At 36.1% G+C, this 16,714-nt stretch carries 12 protein-coding genes; 4 read left to right on the top strand and 8 right to left on the bottom strand.

Annotation, left to right across the window (positions count from 1 at the left end):
* Positions 1-51: 51 nt before the first annotated feature.
* The gene (locus LS684_RS07205) at positions 52-855 is read left to right on the top strand and encodes a C39 family peptidase (protein ID WP_233810940.1); all 804 of its coding nucleotides are present in this window, start codon (positions 52-54) and stop codon (positions 853-855) included.
* A gap of 48 nt (positions 856-903) precedes the next feature.
* Here the strand turns inward: LS684_RS07205 and fadH are convergent, their stop codons facing one another.
* Positions 904-1,668: a 2,4-dienoyl-CoA reductase gene (gene fadH / locus LS684_RS07200; protein ID WP_233810939.1), complete on the bottom strand. Its 765-nt coding sequence runs from the start codon at positions 1,666-1,668 to the stop codon at positions 904-906.
* Positions 1,669-1,994: 326 nt separating this feature from the next.
* Positions 1,995-2,207 (bottom strand): hypothetical protein, encoded by a 213-nt coding sequence (locus LS684_RS07195; protein ID WP_233810938.1) that lies wholly within the window; start codon positions 2,205-2,207, stop codon positions 1,995-1,997.
* Between the two features lie 263 nt (positions 2,208-2,470).
* On the opposite strand from LS684_RS07195, the gene LS684_RS07190 reads away from it, so the two are divergent.
* Entirely contained in the window at positions 2,471-3,349 is an 879-nt protein-coding gene (locus LS684_RS07190) for a metallophosphoesterase (protein WP_233810937.1), read from the top strand.
* A 595-nt stretch (positions 3,350-3,944) separates the two neighbouring features.
* On the opposite strand, the gene LS684_RS07185 is transcribed toward LS684_RS07190, so the two are convergent.
* The 5 genes from LS684_RS07185 to ppx all read right to left on the bottom strand — a co-directional run bounded on the left by LS684_RS07185 (position 3,945) and on the right by ppx (position 13,968).
* Positions 3,945-6,047: a sensor domain-containing protein gene (locus tag LS684_RS07185; protein ID WP_233810936.1), complete on the bottom strand. Its 2,103-nt coding sequence runs from the start codon at positions 6,045-6,047 to the stop codon at positions 3,945-3,947.
* Positions 6,048-6,307: 260 nt separating this feature from the next.
* The gene (locus LS684_RS07180; RefSeq protein WP_233810935.1) at positions 6,308-9,436 is read right to left on the bottom strand and encodes an MMPL/RND family transporter; all 3,129 of its coding nucleotides are present in this window, start codon (positions 9,434-9,436) and stop codon (positions 6,308-6,310) included.
* Complete coding sequence (locus LS684_RS07175; RefSeq protein ID WP_233810934.1) at positions 9,433-9,891, bottom strand: MarR family winged helix-turn-helix transcriptional regulator; 459 nt, start codon at positions 9,889-9,891, stop codon at positions 9,433-9,435. Before LS684_RS07175 ends, LS684_RS07180 begins: the two co-directional genes overlap by 4 nt.
* A gap of 266 nt (positions 9,892-10,157) precedes the next feature.
* Complete coding sequence (locus LS684_RS07170; RefSeq protein ID WP_233810933.1) at positions 10,158-12,269, bottom strand: RNA degradosome polyphosphate kinase; 2,112 nt, start codon at positions 12,267-12,269, stop codon at positions 10,158-10,160.
* Positions 12,270-12,423: 154 nt separating this feature from the next.
* Entirely contained in the window at positions 12,424-13,968 is a 1,545-nt protein-coding gene (ppx, locus tag LS684_RS07165) for an exopolyphosphatase (protein WP_233810932.1), read from the bottom strand.
* A gap of 177 nt (positions 13,969-14,145) precedes the next feature.
* On the opposite strand from ppx, the gene LS684_RS07160 reads away from it, so the two are divergent.
* Positions 14,146-14,640, top strand: coding sequence for a L,D-transpeptidase family protein (locus tag LS684_RS07160; RefSeq protein WP_233810931.1), 495 nt, complete (start codon positions 14,146-14,148; stop codon positions 14,638-14,640).
* Between the two features lie 153 nt (positions 14,641-14,793).
* Positions 14,794-15,255 carry a YkyB family protein gene (locus LS684_RS07155; protein ID WP_233810930.1) on the top strand — a complete coding sequence of 154 codons (462 nt, stop codon included), beginning with the start codon at positions 14,794-14,796 and terminating at the stop codon, positions 15,253-15,255.
* Between the two features lie 55 nt (positions 15,256-15,310).
* Here the strand turns inward: LS684_RS07155 and LS684_RS07150 are convergent, their stop codons facing one another.
* Complete coding sequence (locus LS684_RS07150; RefSeq protein WP_233810929.1) at positions 15,311-16,216, bottom strand: chemotaxis protein; 906 nt, start codon at positions 16,214-16,216, stop codon at positions 15,311-15,313.
* Positions 16,217-16,714: the final 498 nt, after the last annotated feature.

Below are 16,714 nucleotides of genomic sequence, written 5' to 3'. Positions count from 1 at the left end.
TTTTTCTCTCGTTAATAATAACAGTAATCCATTAAGAAAGAAGGCTGACGGATGAGAAAAACACACTTATTATTAGTCCTTCTTCCATTGCTTGGATGCAATCACACTGAATCAACACCAAAACAGAATGAAACAACTTCAATTACCGAGGATTCAACGCGTCAACATCGCTTACCAACCAATAATGAACTTGCTCAACAAATTAGCGGTATTCATACTAAAGAGAAGATGAGACCAACTCAAACTGATGCAAGAAAACAAAAGATCCTACTAGATGTTCCATTAATTAAACAAAACCCAGAATTGAAATATGGTTGTGAAGTAACAAGCTTAGCCATGGTCCTACAGTATGCTAAAGTTAAGACAGATAAAATGACTCTCTATCGACAAGTAAAAAAGGACCCTGACCCTCTCGTAAAAACGAAAGGAGATATTGTTCGTTGGGGAAATCCTACAGAAGGTTTTGTCGGGGATATGACTGGAAGAAGAGCAGGATATGCTGTGTTTGATCAACCAATTGAAAAACTGATCAATGATTATCTTCCTGGTAAGGCTGTTAACTTTACGAACAAAAGGTTTGATGATCTATTATCACATGTTTCGGATGGCTATCCTATTGTAGTTTGGACTACAGGTGACTACCGATTACCAGACAGGTGGGAAGCATGGCTCCATGGAAAACAGACCATTAAGACCCCTCTGGATCTACATGCAGTCGTTCTAGTTGGTTATGATACTACACATGTGTATATAAATGATCCGCTCTCAGGAAAAAAACAGGTTCGTGTCAATAAGAAGCAATTTATTGCTTCGTGGAAGGCATTGAATAGTAGAGCTGTTAGTTTCAGAGACTGAAAATTAATAGGAAAAATGGCTGAAGGGGGGACCCTTCAGCCATTCCGCTTAGAATGGATGCTGGTTTAACCATTGACCTCCATCCATTGATATGCATTCCCCATTGATATAGCCAGCATTCTCTGAGAATAAGAAAAATGCTAATTCTGCAATTTCTTCCGGAGTTCCTAACCTCCCTAATGGGACGCTTTTTAGTGTTCTTTTCGCAGCCTCTTCAGATTCCCATAAACGATCTGCTCCACCCGTTCTTTCTATTGGTCCTGGTGCAATGGCATTGACACGAATTCCATATTTTCTACCCCACTCAACGGCAAGTGTTCTTGTCATAGAAAGCACCCCTGCTTTAGCCGCCGCAGAATGGATAACTCCTGCTCCCGCACCCCATGCATATGTAGCTACCATGTTGATAATGCTACCTTTCATTCCTTTTTCAATCCAATATTTCCCTACTTCACTACTACAATAAAACGTACCATTTAAAACAATATTAATAACCGAGTTCCAGCCATTCACACTTAGATCTTCCGCGCGGCAGATAAAGTTTCCTGCTGCATTATTTACTAAATAATCTATTCTTCCAAAGGCTCCTGTTGTTTCATTTACCATATGCTTTACATGCTCAATTTCACGTACATCCATTTGAACAGTTAACACTTGTCCAGGGAATTGCTCAATTTCCGCCTTGGCTTCTTCTAATCTTTCTAGATTCCTACCAGTTATGACCACATTTGCCTCTGCTTGTGCAAACCTTTTTGCCATATACTTCCCCATTCCACTAGATCCACCAGTTACGATAACTACTTTCCCTTTCATTGCTTTCCCTCCTAAAAATGAATAGGTATTCAGTTTTATTTTACCATAAATTATAGAATTTTCCGAATACTTTTTAAAAACAAATACAATGAATACCCATTTAATTTAATGAAACCACACACACAAATAGACCATCGATTTTGAAATATCGTCTTAAAAGATTAACCCACGTGACTTAATCGGATTAGAAGAAAGCTAGTGGTAGAAATCGTTTTGGCTGATTTCAATTCTTTATTCATACTGAAACCATTCCAAAAAAGGCCAAAAAGGTATCGAGACTATTCTCGATACCTTTTTGCGACAACCTGAGACAAAATGTCTGAGGGTTAGTTATTTTTTAATATTAATGTATGCAAATTAGTCAATGACTGGATAATCGTTTTTTTGCGATGGTAACCGCTTGCTGTAGCCGTAATCCCATTTAATTCTGCAAAGACTTTACCAAGAGAACCCAGTCTAATAAACCCGGTTACTTGTACTTTAAGAAGTCCAGTAGTAGTTGGTATAAAGATTAGATCCATTCTGTCATCCAATTTCATATTACACAGCTCCTTTAGAGTTTGTAAGTACTCTTAACGAATGGAACTTTATATTATTTTCTTGATTATATTCATGAAGTAGTTTGATAGCTAAGTTGGTTAATACTTTACTTGTTTTCCCCTTCAATGTCAAAGGAGTCACATGAATAACTTCAGCACTAGACAGCTTGTTTACAAAAACAACCAACACAATCAATGCTTCTTTTTCAATTTAATGTCTGATAGTATAAAAGGGTAAACTGTAAGATAGGTTGGTAATAAACATGCCGAAGAAAATATCACGTAGAACATTTCTAAAAGGATTAACTGGTACCATTCTTACCTCTATAGGATTAAGTGCTGGGGGATATTTCTATGCAAGAGACATTGAAACTAGACTTTTAGATATAGTTGAACATGAAATAGAACATACACAAATCCCCAAAAGCTTTAATCAATTTAAAATTATTCAATTTAGCGATACACATATTGGATTTCAATATACACTTAAGCAGCTAACAAAGCTAGTAACAGAAATTAATCAATTGAAGCCGGATCTTATTTTTTTTACAGGTGATTTAATAGATGAGCCGAATAAATTTCAAGCAGTAAATGAACTGGTTCCCATTCTTAAGCAACTCGATGCTCCCTTCGGCAAGTTTGCCATTTACGGAAACCATGATCATGGTGGCTATGGTACGGACATATATAAGAATATCTTGCAAAACGCAGGATTTACCCTCTTATTAAATGAATCAAGACCTATACAATTAATCGATCATTCCAGTATTTATGTAGTTGGAATAGATGATGCCATGTTAGGAAAACCTGATCTTGAAAAAGCCCTACACCTTGTTCCAGAGGACTCTTTTAAAATTCTATTATCTCATGCACCCGATTTAGCTGACCAGGCATCACCTCTTGGTATTCAACTTCAATTAAGTGGTCACAGTCATGGAGGACAAATCAAAATTCCACTAGTTGGAGCACTTGTTACCCCACCATATGCTCGAAATTATCACGAAGGTTTCTATACAGTTGGGGAAGGTGCCAGTTCATTAAGTTTATATGTGAATAGAGGACTTGGAACGACTAGGCTTCCATTTCGATTCCTGTCAAAGCCAGAATTAACCGTCTTTACATTAAAGCAAAGAAATAGCTAACATATAATTACCCATCTCTTCGGACTGTAGATGCTCATTTAAGTAATCTACAGTCTTTTTTCATATATTCATGTAGATTATTATTCTAGAAATCGTAGAGATAACAAGAGGCTGGGACATAACTAAATGACTCCTTCTCAAAGACGAACAATGGCTTATTTAAATATTTTGGTTATAAAAACAAGTTCATTTCACCTGCGCTGCAGACACTAGCTTTCCGTGGGTAGAAATCTCAGCCTCCTCGCTGCGCTTTGGTGTCTCAGCCTATCCTCTATTTCCCTTAGTATTCGAGTGTCTTCCGCTCCATTCCACTATTTTAAAAAATTTGCTTTCCGAACAAACAAAAATACCCGAACGAGTAAAAGGAAATAATTCCTGATCGTTCGGATATACCATTGACTGAAATACGTTTGTCCCAGCATCTAGTTGATAAACTCGAATAACATTGAATTTGGTAATTTATTTAACGCTCGAATAGAGGAATAGAAGTGAAGGGAATTTCCCACGGAGAGGGCGCTACCCTCGTTATGATCCTTCAATGATTTCCCTCTTTTCACATCATGAAACTTATATTTCTATTTCAATCCAATTGATGTCATTTTGGAAAGTACTTTGCTGTTATATCTTCTGCTGAAAATGGTTTTGAAAAATAATATCCTTGAGCTTTATGACAATTTGTTCTTTTAAGAAATTCTACTTGCTCTGCCTCTTCAACCCCTTCTGCGATAACCTCCATTCCTAAACTATTAGCTAAATGGATTATGGTCGTTGTAATCGCTTGGTCTTTTTCATTTAATAGAACGTCCTTCACAAACGACTGGTCAATCTTCAATACGTCTATTGGGAATTGCTTAATGTAATTTAATGATGAATATCCAGTTCCAAAATCATCTACCGCTATGGTAACTCCTAGCTTTTTTAAATCATTTAATATGGGAATCGCCTCAGCTGTATCCTGCATAGCTCCTTCAGTAATCTCAATTTCTAATAAACTCGGTTTGATTCCATATTTCTTTATTGAATCTCGGATTACTTGAACGAAGGCTGGCTGTTGAAATTGTCTTGGGGAAATATTAATAGCAATCCTCACTTCTTTCTTCCCTATTTCCGTCCAATTATATATTTGTTTACATGCTGTTTCAATTACCCAATTTCCAATAGGGATGATCAAACCTGTATCTTCAGCAAGTGGGATGAATTCAACAGGAGATATGAACCCTAATTCCTGGTTATGCCAGCGTATTAAAGCTTCAAAGCTACTAATTTCGTCTGTTTCCAAATCAATTTGTGGCTGATAATATAGGGAAAGCTCCTGACGTTCTATCGCTTTTCTCAAATGAGTTTCAAGCGTAATAACATTTACAAGTAATGAACTTCCTTCTGCGCAATAAAATTGAAAATGGGCTTTTCCTTTTTCTTTTACACGAAATAGTGCTTCATCTGCTTTTTGGATAAGAGTATCAGCTTCTTTTCCGTCATTGGGATATAGACTAATTCCTATACTAGGTGTGATGTAATATTCATGAGAATTCAAGTAAAAAGAATGCTTAAATTGAGAAAGGATGCTTTGCGCATACTTGCCTGCATCAGGGCGATTCGATTGCTGCAATAAAATAATAAACTCGTCTCCACCTTGTCTATAAATTTTGCAGTTCTCATAATTTACTTCTATCAGGCGTTCAGCCACTTTTTTTAATATTTCATCCCCTGCTAAATGTCCGAGTGTATCATTTAACTGCTTAAATCGATCAAGGTCTATGGAAAGAAGGGCAAACTCAGTCCTGTTCTGCTTGGAAATAGATATTTGCTCGGTAATGTCCTCAATTAACGCTCTTCGGTTCAATAGACCCGTTAGCTGATCATGAAAAGCCATATATTTAATTGTTTCCGCACTTTTCGCTTGTTCGGATATATCTCGTAAAATGACATAAATCCCTTGAATTTCTGTATTTATGACAATTGGGACCGTCTTTATCTGCAATAGCAATTGAAATCCTTTACGATGAATAAACCGACAATCCAATGTTTCTAAAGGATAACCTCGTTTGGTTTTATCAAAGATTGCTTGAAAATGAGCGTGGTCCTTTTCATGAATGAATTGTAAAAAGGAACGATTGGTTAGCTGGACACTTGAGTAGCCTGTTAATACTTGCCCTGCTGGATTGACTTCTAATATATCTCCATGTAAATCGACGGAAAAAATCCCGTCTAAGTTATGATCAACAATTGATCGATAACGCTGTTCACTTTCTATTAGTCGTTTATTTTCCGAAATCGATTCAGTAATATCCCTTGTTACAGAGACAATATACCTTGTAACCCCTTCTTCATCCTGAACAGGGGTTAAATTAGATTGTCCATAGATTACTTTTCCAGATGAGGTTGGAAATTCATCAAAAAATGCTGTATACTTCTTAGATTTTAGTGCTTTTTCATATTCTAATTGAATAGGCAGTGCACGATCAAAAGGCATCACTTCTTCAAGAGTCTTACCTACGAAGCTCTTGTTCAATCCAGCATGCTTACACGCCGCCTCATTGGCAAAGATATAACGAAAGCTCGGTCCTTCCTCTACTTTCATTATAAATACCAAATCTTGCACATGCTTAAATATGATATTAAAAATGATACTTTCAATCGTTTTACTCGTTTTTCGATTATCATTCTCTTTTGAGAAGATTTCAGTTAAATTCTCCATCCAATCATCCTTATGCATTATCTAATGTAGTCGTTCGTCTTATATTATTACAATATTCGCACAAATCACCCAAAAAAGATAGTCTTGATTTTTATTTATCGAAAGACTATGTACCTACTTTTTTGGTTCTTATGAACTCTATTATAATCGGATTTGCTCATTTTACATATGTTTTTATGTTTAATCTTTTTGATTTCTTTTCAATTTCTAAGAAATAAAAACTCATCGAATTCCAACAGAAATCGATGAGTTTATTTTTGTTATTTATGATGATAAAATGGCCACCAATTAGCTCTGCCAAATATTTTTACCATTACAGGAATAAAGAGAGGCAAGACAATTAGTGCATATAGCAATAATCCTGATAACACTAATGTGGCAATCTGCAATAGAGATAATACGCCTGACGGAAGCATGGCGGCGAATGTACCCGCTAATATGACCACAGCAGACATAATAACTGTCCCCATATTTTTCATTGATATCATCATTGCTTGTTCTACCTTCATCTCTCGGTACTCATTAAAACGATCCATTAAGAAAATGGAATAATCGACACCTAATGCCATTAAGATAACAAATCCGAAAAATGGTACAGCCCAGTTAACTCCTGGGTATCCTAACATATTTACAAAGATTAATTCAGTAATAGCTACTGAGGAGAAATAGGTCATAACAAGTGAAGCTAGAATATAGATCGGCATAATCAAAGATTTCAATAAAATGATTAATATGATCCCAATTCCAACTAGCATAAATATGACTGTACGTGAATAGTCGGCATCAGATATGTTTTGGAGGTCATTATACATACTCGTCACACCAGAAATCCCCAGTTTCGCATTTTCAAGTTTCGTGTCATCTACCGCTCTAGTAACCGCATCTCTGATATCCTCAATTTTATAAAGTGCCTCATTTGAATATGGATTTACTTTTAATACGATATCTAAGGTCGTCATTTTTCCATCTTCAGAAATATAGACGTCAAATATTTTTTGGAATTCCTCACTTTTTAGCACTTCTTCCGGAATATAGAATCCGGACATCTCTTGATCATCTGCTTCTGCTAATTGACCTAAGTAATCTGTTGCAGAAAGTAAACCTCCTTCTATTTCCCCTAGGCCCTCTGCACTTGCAGTTAAGCCTGACTCAAGCGTATCTAATTGGGAAACTAGATCACTTACCCCATTCTTAAGTTCAATTTGACCAGTCGCAAGCTCACCAAGACCTCTTTGAACAGCCGGTAGTTCCAAAATCACTTCACCTTGTCCTGCAGCCGCTTGTGCAAACCCTTTTTCAAGCTCTCCAGCTCCAGAAATAAACTCATCAAAACCTTTAACTAATGCAATTTGCCCACTCGAGAGCTGCTCCATACCTTTACTTGCCTTAGATAGCTCAGATGTTAACAAAGTCAAGCTTTCATTAAGGGTTTTCATTCCCATAGAAAGCTCTGGTAGCGATTCATTTACCCCAAGAATTCCTCCCTCAATTGTTTGGAAGTTAGGGTCTTCCTTAAGTCCTGTATAATCCGGATCATTTTTCAATTGATTAAGTGGGTCTTGAAGGGCAAGTAATGTAGACTGCGCCTGTAATAAGCCACCTTCTAAATTATTGTATTCTCCTACTAAGCTAGTTAAACTAGTAGCTGCATTTGTTATTCCAACTGACATTTCTGCCATTCCTTGGCTTAGTTTTGTTGCCTCAGACTTTGCATATGCTAAACCTTCTTTTAATTGGGAAATTCCCATCGTTCCATCTCTTAGCCCAGACTCAATCTGAATTAGCCCATTCTTAAGCTCTCCTACCCCATCATTTAGTTGGTTCGTACCATCTACAAGCTCCCCAACACCTGAAATTGCTTGATCGACTTCTGGCTTCGAGTCTTTTAAAGAAGAGGCAGCCGTTCCAAGTCCTTCTTTAATTTCTGAAATTCCGTCATTTCCTTTGGATAATCCATTCTTTAACTCATCTACTTGACTGGAAACAAATAGCTCATTTACTTCTTCCCCAATTGGCCGAGTAGCACTTCTAACTTTATCCACTTCATCTATTTTCGCAATCTCACGACTTACTTTTTCAATTAGAGTTAAGTATTCGCTGCTTTTCATGGATTCATCATTTTCAATGACAACTTTAGCAGGTAAGGATTCCCCTGGACCGAAGCTGTCAGAAATAATATTAAACCCTTTAACAGAATCGTAACTATCCCCAATCTCGTCTAATGAATTAAATGAAAGTGATCCATCATGCTTAATTAATAAAGGAACAATGATGATTGCTACAATTAATAACGTGATAAATGGACGATTAATCGATAAGTGTCCAGCTAATCCCCAAAGCTTGCTTTGAGGATGTGAAATATCTCCTCTTATAGGCCAAAATAGCTTCTTCCCAAGTGTCGCCATAAAAAATGGAACTATCGTCATTAAAGCGACTAAGAGGACAGCTACCCCTATTGCCACAGCAGCTGCTGACTGATAAAGCTTAAAAGTCGCAAGTCCAATCGAAGCAAATCCTACTAATACAGCTAATCCACTATAAATTACAGTTTTACCAGAAGTTTTATAGGTTTGAATAATGGCCTGCTGTATATCGTCCTGTGATGTAAGCTCTTCTTTAAAACGACTAAGAAGTAAAATACAGTAATCAGTTCCAATCCCAAACAAAACTGCCACTAAAAATATTTGTGTAAAGTTTGACAGTGGAAAATTGAAATATTCAACCAGGTAAGCAACAATTGATTGACTTGTAATATAGGTTATCCCTACAGCCACCAGTGGGATTATAGGTGCTACCACTGATCTAAACACAAGTACGAGCACGACTAAGATGAATACAAGTGTGATAATCTCCGTTTTCTTCAACCCATTTTGAGAGCTGATAATTACATCCTCACTAATGAATAAATTACCAGTCATATAAGCCTCAAAATCATCTGACTCAATAACTTGCTGAAGTCCTTCACGAATCACTGAAACTTCTTTGCCCACTGTTTTCACGTCAAGTAAAACTAAAATTGTTTCATTATTATCACTAACGAGCTGTTCTTTCAGCTCTATTTCATCAAAATGCGTTGTGATTTCAACGATACCAAGCTCACTTTTCTGGTTGTTAAGTTGCTCAACCGTTTGCTTTACTTGACTTAACTGATTTTCAGTGAATCCTTTTTCCTTATTAAAAACAATTACTACTGCTTCACTATCTTGTTCTTTAGGATTATGCTCTGAAATGATTTTATTTGCGATTGTAGACGGATATCCTTCTGGTACAGTTATTTGTCCTTTATCTCTAACAAGCTGCTCCATGTTCGGAGCGCTAATAGCTATGCCTATTGCAGCAGCTATCCAAACAATCAGTACAATCCACCGAAATTTTACAATATTCCTCAATTTTTCCCTCTCCCCTTTTGCCTTTTATCAATGATGTGTAGAATCTTTTCATAAATAGTTAGAAATGATTCAATTTCTTCTTCTTGAAGCTCTTCTAAGTAAGAGGAAACAAACTCTTCAATTTTCCCCTCACCCTTTAAGTAGGCTTCCTCCCCTTCCTTCGTGATTTTAATAAAAACGGTTCTTCTATCCTCATCATCGCGTACTCTTTCAACAAAACCCCTTGTTACCAACCGATCGATTTTGGCAGTTATTGCGCTCTTATTCACGCAGAAAAAACCGGCTAAATCTGTTGCACGCATAGTTCCTTTTAGCGACAAATGCCTCAAAACAGCAAACTGTTCCAATGATAACTCCGACAATTCCTCTGATATCATCGTTGAAATATTTTTTGTTGCAAATAAATAGACATCTTCATATCGTTTGATTAATTGCTTTAATTTTATTGGATCCAATTAATTCACCTCGTTAATAGTTCACACCATAAACTATATTAGGAAACTAGCTCTCCTGTCAATTAGTTTAGCAGCTTTTACACTTTTTATTGGTTATTAAGAAGGTATTCGTGTGATATTCGTACACATTCTCTTAGGTCTGTTGATTAGGGAATAAATCGACTGCTTTCCCTACTCGCTTTTTCTACCAACAAAAAAAGACTGTAGACGAACAAATTCGCGTGTCTACAGTCTTGGAAAGGAGTTAAATTAGAATAGATTTTCAATTATTCTTCATCTTCCCTTAAAGTATATGCTTCTGCCATTAATTGATTTTGGCTACTTATAGAAAGATCTTTTACACCATCAGTGACATAGGAATAAATTCCATTTGCATCTTGCTCCCGTGCTTTTTGATTATCATTTAGTTGTAAATGAAACACATGTTTTAATCTCTTCTTTAATGAAGCTTCAAAAATAGGGAAAAGAATCTCTACTCGTTTTTCCATATTTCTCGTCATGAGGTCTGCAGAAGATAAATAGATTTTCTCTTCACCATTATGATGGAAATAATAGATTCTGCTATGTTCTAGGAATCTACCTACAATGCTAATTACTCGAATATTCTCACTTACCTTTGGTATACCTGGACGTAAACAACAAATCCCACGAACTATTAACTCAATTTTCACTCCTGCACTTGAAGCTTCGTAAAGCTTCATGATTAATTCTTTGTCAGTTAGTGAGTTCATTTTGGCAATGATATGGCCATTCCCATATTTTTTATGATAGCTTATTTCTTCATCGACGAGTCGAATAAATTCTCCTCGTATATCGAATGGAGCCACAACTAAATGGTGATATTCAGGTTTTTTAGTGAATCCGCTTAAATAATTGAAGAAGTTAGTTGCGTCAATTCCGAATTTTCGCTTTGACGTAATATATCCCATATCTGTATAAATTTTAGCTGTTTGATCATTGTAATTTCCTGTACCTAAATGAACAAATCGCTCAATTTTACCATGTTTACGCCTTACAACGAGTGTAATCTTACTATGAGTTTTTAAATGCGTCATTCCGTAAATTACATGGCAGCCTGCTTTTTCTAATTCTTTAGCCCATTGGACATTGTTCTCTTCATCGAATCGAGCTTTAAGTTCGACTAAGACGGTAACCTGCTTTCCGTTTTCAGCCGCTCGCTTCAACGCCTCAATTACCGGAGAATCACCACTTACACGATAAAGAGTTTGTTTAATAGCTAACACATTCGGATCATCTGCAGCTTCAGAAACAAAGTCAATTACAGGTTGAAATGATTCAAATGGATGATGGAAGAATAGATCCTCCTTTAATGCCGTACTAAAAAGATCCTCATCTAAATCCATATCTATTGGAGGCTGTGGAATAAATACTTGGTATACAAGGTCTTCTCTCTTCTTAGAAAGTGTCTTATAGAAGGAAAAGAGGAAGGTTAAGTCCAAAGGACCACTAATACGATACGTATCATTTTCTGTGATTTCCAGCTCATCTAGCAAATACTCGAATACATCTTCATCGAAGCCTTCATCGCGAATTTCAAGCCTAACTGCCGCACCCCATTTTCGCTTCTTAAGTTCCTTTTCTATTTCTAATAAAAGATCACGTGCGCCTTCTTCATGAATGGTTAAATCGGCATTTCTTGTAATCCGGAATTGAGTTACGGATAACACATTAAACCCGTTAAATAACTTCTCGATAAAGTAGCAAATGATATCTTCTAATAGTACATAACATGACTGGGGAGCGATTGATGGTAACTCAATAAAACGATCCAGAACTCCAGCTGGGACCTGAACAATTGCTAACCGCTTTGTTTCCCCATCTGCATCCATATCCCCTTCTATTTTAACGGCGATATTTAAGCTTTTGTTAAGCAGCATCGGAAATGGACGATAGGCATCAATAGCCATCGGAGTTAGAACTGGGAAAATTTGATCCTCAAAATATTGTTCTAGAAAAGAAAGCTGTGTATCATCTAGCTTATTAAGATTTCGTAAAAAAACATGTTCTGTTTCGAGACTCGGCAAGATGACATTTTTCAATGTGTCACATTGAATATCAACTAGTTCGTGAGCTTTCTTTGAGATTTCTGCTATCTGCCGTTTTGGCGTCATTCCTGCTTTATTCTCCGGCTTATTAAAGCCTGCCTTAACTTGGTCTTTTAAGCCCGCAACCCGTACCATAAAAAATTCATCTAAATTTGAACTAAATATCGCCAAAAACTTTAGGCGTTCTAATAAAGGATTTCTTTTATCTAACGCCTCTTCTAGTACTCTTTCATTAAAAGCGAGCCAACTTAATTCGCGATTGTTGTAATAGGAAGGAAGGCTAAAATCTATCTTTGCACTCACTTTATCCACCCTTTTTTCTACATATTTCTACAACCTAATGTTATCAGACCTATATTGATAACGATGTTAATTTTATGTAAAGTTTCATATTGAGAAGTACTACGCTATGCTTCCATGTATGCTAAATTCGATGGAAGAGAAGGATTTTCCTTCTCTTCCCTTATTACTTATTAGTGTAAAATTTCAAATGAATGGAACGTTTTAACGCTTTTTCAAGCTGTCTGACATGTTTCTCCCCTTCATATTGCTCTACAAAGAAATTACCAGTGCACTCTATATGGAAAGTTAATTCTTCTCCATTCGGATGGACAACCATTCGAATATTCTTTACAATTTCTCTCTTGGACGCATCCAATGCAGATGCAAACTTAATTAAAGCTCCAGCTATCCTAATTTCATATACTTCTTCTTTGCTAAACCAATCAGGTAACGAGGACAAATAGTATTTTAAGAAATTCTTATTCTTAAATGACGCCATTAATGCTAAACGTACTCTTTTTTTATGAACCAACCCATTAATAGAGGTATTGGCTAACAAGTAAAAAGTATGCTGACTACTTGCATCAGAATCCACATACTCCCCTAAATAATATACATAGGAGCTTCTTTTAATATCTTCTAACAGTTCTTTAGAATGATTATGATTGCAAAATAGCTGTAGCTCATTAAATAGCATAGTTGAAAGTTGTTCCACATACTTAGAATGAGAACAGTCAATACCATAGGCTAACATTAGCTCATTTATGCTTTTGTCAATAATTTGCTTAGTTGTGGGGAGAAGCTGGTCTTGATCAATTTCGTTTAAAAACAACCCATCTCTAAGTCCTTTTCGACTAACCATAAATAGTTGAGAAGCTGCGAAGTCACACAACTGGACAAACACCTCTACAGCTGGCAATATAATATCCGAACGGTCTTTTGACAACCCCTCTAGCTTTTGTAATTCCTCAATATTTAATCCGAACAAGAATTCCTTTGTTTCTTTTAACTGTTGATTAGTCATTTGATACTGATGAATACCAGCCACTTGATAATTTATCAAATTTTGATGAACCTGGGCGATATTACGTGCACTTCCTCCAATTGCTACAATTGGTGCACCAACGTCCTTTAACCAAGGTAGTTGATTCAAGGAAGCCTTGATAAATTCATTTAATTTAGCATGGTTTTCTAACTCTGTATCGCTCCCTTGAAAAAATCGTTCTTTTAAAGAAACCACACCAAATGGAAAGCTATGGGAATGCACTATTTTACGGTCTTTAAAATACGTGATTTCTGTACTACCTCCACCTATATCAATCGTAACACCTTCTTCAATAGGTGTGGTATGGATGATAGCATAATAACCGTAATAAGCTTCCTCTTGCTCTGAGAGGATTTGAATGTTAAACCCTGTTTCCGTGTTAACTTTTTCTAAGATTGATTTTTGATTACGAGATTGTCTAATCGTTGCCGTAGCAACACATTTAACGCTATTGATTTGATGGAACTTAATAATATCTTTGAAACCTGCTAATACCTTTAATAATACTTGAATTCCTTCCTCTTCAAGGATTTCACCTTCATTTAAATACTCTCTAAGCCTTGCAACAGCCTTAATATTTTCTGCCTCTTTATATGTTCCAAATACTTTTTCATAAATAACTAGGCGAATCGTGTTCGATCCAATATCAATAATTGCCCATTTAGGGGGTGTCTTCTCTAGCATCTCAATCTCCTTCAATAGCAAATAATCGTTTTTATTTATTTTAGTAGGAACCTGTACAAATTCTCAAGAAAAAAAATCAATCTTTTATTACAATGTCATGAAGTAGTTAAAAATGAATTCAACAGAGGAAGGTGGCATATATTTAACTGAATAGAACTTCTTATAGGGGTGATTTCATTGAATCATATCGTTCAAACAGGAGAAACATTAAGTCTCATTGCTAGAAATTATCGGCGTACCTTACAACAATTATTAACTTCAAATCCAAATATTAACCCTAATTTAATCTATCCAGGTCAAAGTATAACGATTCCAGGACTTCCCGATCCACAATCCATCCCATACAGAATAACTATTTCCCTTAATCAGCGCATATTAACCTTGTATAAAAATAATACACCTATAAAAAAATTCCCAATTGCTATTGGGAAAATGTTAACGCGTACCCCGGTTGGGCAATTTGTTGTCGTTAATCGTGAACCAAATCCTGGAGGGCCATTTGGTTCTATGTGGTTAACTCTTTCAAAGGTAGGGTATGGTATTCATGGGACAAATAATCCTTCTTCTATTGGAAAAGCGGTATCTCAAGGATGTGTACGAATGTATAACAAAGATGTATTAGAGCTAGCAAGTATCGTTCCAAATGGTACGTATGTGTCCATTAATCCTTAGGGAATCAAATTCATATTTTGGTCATTCTCAGAAATGGTATCTTTTTATCTTTCATTTAATGTAATGGATATTACAGGAAAGCCTTTTTATTTTCCATTGAAAAAGGGTATAATGGAACAAATGTAATTAACTACATAGAAAGGAGTAATTCGATTGAATTCCAATAGGTCTCCTCAACTAAATCCAACTGTTGAAAACCTCTCGCAAGCCATCTTCATCGTGAACAAGCATGCGAAAACTGCTCCCAACCCTAAATTCTTATATAAGTTAAAACAATCTGCTCTCCTAAAGCTTATTAGAGAAGGGAAAGCAAAAAAGGTAGGTCTTCATTTTTCAAGCAACCCCAAATTTAGCCAACAGCAATCAGATGTATTAATAGAATGTGGAGCATATTCATTTCATCTTCCACCGTCTAAAGGCGATTTTGAGATATTGCCACACCTTGGGAAATTAGATCACCTCGTTCGAAACCCTAAAGCTACTATTTCTCTGAATCAAGCAAAGAAGTTACTTCTCTCTTATACGGGTGAAAAAGAATGGCATGAAAAGCCAAAGGGACAAAAATCAAAATACGAAAAGCCTGTTTTTAAAAAATTAGGGGAAAGTTACTTTTAATCATACAAAAAGCTAGGAGCATATACTTCCTAGCTTTTTTGTATCGATCAATAATTTATAATATATGTTCATCAATTAGAAGAACTAATTCGGCAATTTCTGGCTTACTCACTTGTGCATTTGCCCCTACCATCTGCCCTTTATGACGTAGATCATCTGTAATTAATGATGAGAAGATGATAACTGGTAATTTAGAAAGCCCCGTATGGTCTTTAATTCTCTTCGTTAAGTGATGTCCATCCATTTGCGGCATTTCAATATCTGTAATAACGAGCTGAACTTCATTTTCAATCACTTTACCAGAAGCTGCTAAGCTCTCTAAATAGTTCAATGCATCTCGTCCGTTTTCAAAGAATTCAAGATATTGAAAGCCTGCTTCAGATAGAGTATCATGTAATAGTTTGCGTAATAATGGTGAATCTTCTGCCACGACCAAGCGTTTGTTTGAGCGCTCTCTTTTCCCTAGCTTCTTTACTTGTTGAACATTAATCCCTGAGTCTGGATTAATTTCAACCACAATCTTTTCAAAGTCAAGTAACAGAATCATTTCTCCGTGCAATTTAATAACTCCAATGATCTGGCTATCTACCCCTTGGTACATCTCTGAAGGTTTTTCTATCTGATCCCAAGAAATTCGGTGAATTTGCGTAACAGTATGCACATGAAAAACGATTTTTTGCTTGTTAAATTCAGCTACAATAAATTTATCCTGCTCGGGATGTTCAGATGGTGGGAATCCTAAAGCTGTCGCCACGTTTACAACTGGCAAAACTTCCCCTCTAAGCTCGATGATTCCTTCTACATTCCTATGAGCATGAGGGATTTGGATGATTGGGACAGGATTAATGATTTCTTTAACTTTAATTACATTTATTCCAAATTTATTTTTACCTATTCCAAATTCGACAATTTCGAGTTCATTTGTTCCGCTTTCTAGCAAAATACCCTTATTAGTTTCCATATGGTTCGCCCTTCCTATCATAAGAATATATGATTACTATATCATGAATAAGTATATTTTCTTAAACGTTTTTTATAAGATTTCGTGAATTGTAGTAGACTTGCCCTATCATAATAAGGATGGTACGTTAATCTTCTCCTTCTAAAGTATGAAAAGAGGCTGGGACATAACTAAATGACTACTTCTCAAAGACGAACAATGACTTTTATTAATATTTTGGTTGTAAAATCAAGTTCATTTCACCTGCGCTACAGACACTCGCTTTCCGCGGGGAGAATTCTGAGCCTCTTCGCTGCGCTTTGGTGTCTCAGCCTTTCCTCTATTTCCCTTAGTAGTCGAGTGTCTTCCGCTCCATTCCACTATTTTTTAAAAATTTGTTTTCCGATCAAACAAAAATATCCGAACGAGTATAAGGAGTTAACTCCTGATCGTTCGGATATACCATTGACTGAAATACCAATGTCCCAGCCTCTTCAGAATATAGACAAACTCTAACCA

Source organism: Cytobacillus spongiae (assembly GCF_021390075.1).
This window is presented reverse-complemented; position numbering and strand designations above follow the sequence as displayed.

What these genes read in the sequence shown, in the direction of transcription:
- LS684_RS07205 (WP_233810940.1), top strand. Translation starts at nt 52, where the DNA reads ATGAGAAAAACACACTTATTATTAGTCCTTCTTCCATTGCTTGGATGC.
- fadH (WP_233810939.1), bottom strand. Translation starts at nt 1,668, where the DNA reads ATGAAAGGGAAAGTAGTTATCGTAACTGGTGGATCTAGTGGAATGGGG.
- LS684_RS07195 (WP_233810938.1), bottom strand. Translation starts at nt 2,207, where the DNA reads ATGAAATTGGATGACAGAATGGATCTAATCTTTATACCAACTACTACT.
- LS684_RS07190 (WP_233810937.1), top strand. Translation starts at nt 2,471, where the DNA reads ATGCCGAAGAAAATATCACGTAGAACATTTCTAAAAGGATTAACTGGT.
- LS684_RS07185 (WP_233810936.1), bottom strand. Translation starts at nt 6,047, where the DNA reads ATGGAGAATTTAACTGAAATCTTCTCAAAAGAGAATGATAATCGAAAA.
- ppx (WP_233810932.1), bottom strand. Translation starts at nt 13,968, where the DNA reads ATGCTAGAGAAGACACCCCCTAAATGGGCAATTATTGATATTGGATCG.
- LS684_RS07150 (WP_233810929.1), bottom strand. Translation starts at nt 16,216, where the DNA reads ATGGAAACTAATAAGGGTATTTTGCTAGAAAGCGGAACAAATGAACTC.